Raw genomic sequence first — 3,880 nt, 5'->3', positions numbered from 1 at the left:
GATCAGCCCCGGAACCTCCGATTTGGAGGTGACTTCCCGAATGGAGGCGATCCATTCAGGGCCGGTCTTCCTCACGACGACATCCAGGGGCGACTCACCATCCTCACTCCGTTCCAGCTCACCCAGTCTGGCCCCGAGCCGGTTCAGGCGGGCCTGCTCCTCCCTCAGCATCTCGGTAATTTCGGCCGATTTATGAAGAAGCATCGCCCGCATCTGTTCCGTGCCCAAGGCTCCGTCCAGCAGCGGAATCATCTGCTCCAAGGTGAACCCCAGGTCCTTAAACACCAGAATCCGGTGAACCCGCTTCAGCTGGTCTGCCGTATAGAATCGGTATCCCGTATCCGGATCGGTATAAGACGGCTTCAACAGCCCGATCTGGTCGTAATAGCGAAGCGCTTTGGCCGATACCTGGCTAATTTTCGAAAATTCCGTAATTTTGAACATTTCCCAGCCCCCTCTCCGCTCCAGTATAAAGCTTTCCCTTAAGTGGAAAGTCAACCCCTGTGACAGCGGCCATCGTTCATGAATCTATATGCTTTTACGAAATCCAAGGCGAATGTCCATACCTTTCATGACAGAAAGAATACGATAAAAAATCAACGGTCACCACACCATGCGCTGCTGTCTAAGTTACTTTCAAACGGAGGGAGACCCACCCATGTCACATCTACTGAGTCAAAGGGAAATCCGCAGCATTTCCCGGCGTTTCCGTCTGCAAACCCTTCGCTCCACGCCTATCTCATCGTTTTACCGGAAAAACGCTGTGATCCAGATCCAGACGAACCTGGGCACGTTTGCATTAAAGCCGTATAACCGGAATCCCCACCTTCGCTCAGGTCTGGCTGCCCAAATCAAATCAGCCGCAAAGTATGTTCGTCTGTTAATGAACAACGACTATGGCTTTATGCCGGACTGGCTTCCTGCCGACTCGGGAAAGCTGTGGGTCATGCGCCAGGGGCAGCCATATTATATGACGGAGTGGATTCATGGACGGCCGATGGGGACGGAGCAGGATTGTGAGCAGCTGGGCCATGCCTTGGCAAAGCTTCACACCCTCCGCTGCGGGCTGCCGTCCACACCGAAATCGGCTACGTTAGAGCAAGTTCGGCTGTGGAAAGTCAAGGATCGTTATCTGCGGAAAAACTTGGTTCACGCAGCTTCCGCGAATCCGGCGCTCCGAAGAGCCGTCGGGAAATACGGCGCGGCTTGGAAACGCTTCTCTGATGAGGCATGGTCCGAAATCCGCCATCCGGATATTTCGCGGCTTTGCGCCCAGGAAAAGGCTAATCCGGCCTTAATTCACGGCGATATCACGCCGCCGAATGTCATTATCGCAAATGACGAGCATCTTCATATTATAGACTGGGATTTTATCAGAGTCGGCTCCACCTATGCGGATACGGCCAAGACGATCATGAATACGACCGGGTTTAATAACGCATTCATAGAGGCTTTTCTTAGGGGATACGAAGGGATCCGGCCCTTAAGCCCACCGGAGCGAAAATTGGTCACGGCATTATACGGCTTGCCGCGGGAAGCCTGGTATGCCGTCCGGTTCCCACGGAACAACAGAAGTGCCGAGATGCTGAAGACAATGGACCAGACCTGGGTGCTCAGGCGTCAGGCGATGGAATACATGAGCAGGTGGGCAAATCTATAACCAAGGGGTGATGTTTGTGACGGACTTCAGGACCGGCATTGAAGAAACCTACGGCATGAGAATCCGTGAAATCAGACGGGTGAAGGACGTATTCCGAATTCGGACTCCTCTGGGTACTTACTGCTTGAAGGGCTACGATGTTCAAGTGGAAGAAGTCTTCTATATAGCCCGGGTCTTTGCCTGCCTGGACGAACGGGGATTTACCCGCAGTCCAAAAGTATACCCTACAACCACGCTTTCGCCGGTCATGATCCATCAGGGCTCGGTGTACATGCTGACGAATTGGGTGCACGGAAGGCAGCCGGATTTTGGGTCAGCAGCGGACTTGAGGAAAGGTCTGCGTGCGCTGGCCAGGTTTCACGCTGCCGCCGAAGGCTTTCCAGCAGGGGAGGCCCCCGCCTCTAGGATACGTTATTTCGACTTGGAGAAAGATGTCTCGGATTATAAGGACCTGCTTGGATACTACGAAAAAAAGATTGCGCTGGACAACCTCATTGAGAGGGCTTCGAGCTGCTGATCCAAGGACAAAAGCCAGGCTAAAATTTTGACCAAAATCCAGCCGTAACGGCAGGCCGGAAATCAACGATTGCTTTTCACTAGCACAACAATCAACAAGGCCACCTCTAAAGAGGCGGCCTTGTTTGGGCTGGAGCGATTATACAAATCGTTACTTCACCGGAATCCAAATTTCCGAATACAGGTCTGGACTGGAAGGATCCTCGTCTGTATAAACCTCCAGCTCGGCGGTGCCGGTATACTCGTACCCGCTGGACGGAAACCATTCGGAGAAAATCCGCTTCCAGGCGCTCTGCATCGCGTCCGGCATCGGGCCGCGCACTTCGAACACGGCCCATTTGGATGCCGGGATGTCCAGCTTCTCCAAGCCTTCCGGCACTTCCTGGTCGCATTCGGTCGCAATCCAGTAGTCCATCTCCTTCGATCTCACCGGGCCTTGATCGACGCATACGCCGAGCACACCCTTGATCTGACCGCTGTTCACGCGGAACAACAGGTCGTTGACCCCGTTCTGGTGAACCCCCTGCCACATCTTCGGGATCCCCTCGAGGTTCTGGCCATTTTCATAGGAAAAGGCCCGCTTGACTCCAACGACCTGGAACGCTTCTCTCTCCACAATATGATATTTCACCGGTTCGGCTCCTTTCAGACTCACCTGGATGACCAGGCGGTTATAAAATTGCAGCTTCCCGATCCCTTTCCGCGCTTCCGTCGGGGTAACGCCGTGCTGCTTGCGAAAAGCTTTCGAGAACGCCTCGGGAGTGTCGTACCCGTATTTGCAGGCAAGGTCGATAATTTTGGTATCCGTCCCCGTCAGCTCCTTCGCTGCGAGAGACAGCCGCCTGCGCCGAAGATAATCGCCGATCGTAAAGTCGGTCAGCAGCGTAAAGGTCCGCTGAAAGTGAAACGGCGACGAATGCGCCTGCTTCGCGATCTCCTCAATGGTAATGTCCTCGGAGAGGTGGTCCTCCATATAATCGATTGCCCGCTGCAGCGATTCTACCCATGCCATATATCCGATCACTCCTCGTAAGTCATCATAACCCCGTCATTCGCCAAAATCCTGTCATTCCGTGCTATTGCCGAACAGGTTGTCCGTTACATTCTTCCGTTAAACTTAAGTATACAACAGGAACACGGGGGTACAGCACTCCGTTTGGCGAAGGCAGCACAAATCAGGAGGCCCGGCTGTTTGAGAACTCCGCATAGAACGTCAAATAAGCCCGAAACGCGAAGGTTCCGGGCTGCCAGTGGAAATGGAATGATCCTTACATATGCCGTTCAGTGGGTTTATTTTCCCCATTTCAGGAACATGGCCAGTTTGCAGCAAGGGTCGGTCTCAACTAACGGGTCGACGGTAATCCCGATTCCGCTCGGAGAAAACTCGGACGAAATCTTCGACCGGCTGCTGATCGACTTCATCAGCCGGTCCACCTCCTGCTTGTTGCCGGCCTGGGCGGCTGTCATCACCTGAACGGCAAAGGCATGGTCCGACAGCCTGTTGAGAATTTTGTAGCCCTCCTCCATCAGCGAATAATATCCCTGAATGGACTGGTTGAGGGTATCGGTCTTGATCTGGGGGTATTCACGAATCCATGAATAGTAATAGGGCCGCGGGTAATAATGGGGACACCATCCACCGTACGAGGGATAACTCATGGCGTGATCTCCTTTCTGTAGGCTCCGGTCGGTCCATTATATGCC

General features: G+C 53.6%; 5 protein-coding genes. 2 read left to right on the top strand and 3 right to left on the bottom strand.

Going from position 1 to position 3,880, the window contains the following annotated elements; translation table 11 throughout:
* On the bottom strand, positions 1-444 hold a 444-nt coding region (locus CPT76_RS30065; protein WP_146116477.1), incomplete at its 3' end, for a MerR family transcriptional regulator.
* Between the two features lie 214 nt (positions 445-658).
* Between CPT76_RS30065 and CPT76_RS30060 the strand changes: the two genes are divergently transcribed.
* Both CPT76_RS30060 and CPT76_RS30055 read left to right on the top strand, forming a co-directional pair.
* Positions 659-1,660 carry a phosphotransferase gene (locus CPT76_RS30060; RefSeq protein WP_181153127.1) on the top strand — a complete coding sequence of 334 codons (1,002 nt, stop codon included), beginning with the start codon at positions 659-661 and terminating at the stop codon, positions 1,658-1,660.
* Between the two features lie 16 nt (positions 1,661-1,676).
* Positions 1,677-2,177 (top strand): aminoglycoside phosphotransferase/kinase family protein, encoded by a 501-nt coding sequence (locus CPT76_RS30055; protein WP_146116464.1) that lies wholly within the window; start codon positions 1,677-1,679, stop codon positions 2,175-2,177.
* 150 nt (positions 2,178-2,327) lie between these two features.
* On the opposite strand, the gene CPT76_RS30050 is transcribed toward CPT76_RS30055, so the two are convergent.
* Together CPT76_RS30050 and CPT76_RS30045 are read right to left on the bottom strand one after the other, a co-directional pair.
* Entirely contained in the window at positions 2,328-3,188 is an 861-nt protein-coding gene (locus CPT76_RS30050; RefSeq protein ID WP_105445479.1) for an AraC family transcriptional regulator, read from the bottom strand.
* Between the two features lie 278 nt (positions 3,189-3,466).
* Positions 3,467-3,835 carry a YuzC family spore coat inner layer protein gene (locus CPT76_RS30045; RefSeq protein WP_084203961.1) on the bottom strand — a complete coding sequence of 123 codons (369 nt, stop codon included), beginning with the start codon at positions 3,833-3,835 and terminating at the stop codon, positions 3,467-3,469.
* Positions 3,836-3,880: the final 45 nt, after the last annotated feature.

This window comes from Paenibacillus sp. AR247 (genome assembly GCF_002968895.1).
Lineage (GTDB): Bacteria > Bacillota > Bacilli > Paenibacillales > Paenibacillaceae > Paenibacillus_AQ > Paenibacillus_AQ favisporus.
Note: the sequence above shows the minus strand (reverse complement) of the source record. Positions and strands in the feature narration are given on the sequence as shown.

Coding starts and splice junctions, on each gene's coding strand:
- CPT76_RS30060 (WP_181153127.1), top strand. CDS start 659: ATGTCACATCTACTGAGTCAAAGGGAAATCCGCAGCATTTCCCGGCGT.
- CPT76_RS30050 (WP_105445479.1), bottom strand. CDS start 3,188: ATGGCATGGGTAGAATCGCTGCAGCGGGCAATCGATTATATGGAGGAC.
- CPT76_RS30045 (WP_084203961.1), bottom strand. CDS start 3,835: ATGAGTTATCCCTCGTACGGTGGATGGTGTCCCCATTATTACCCGCGG.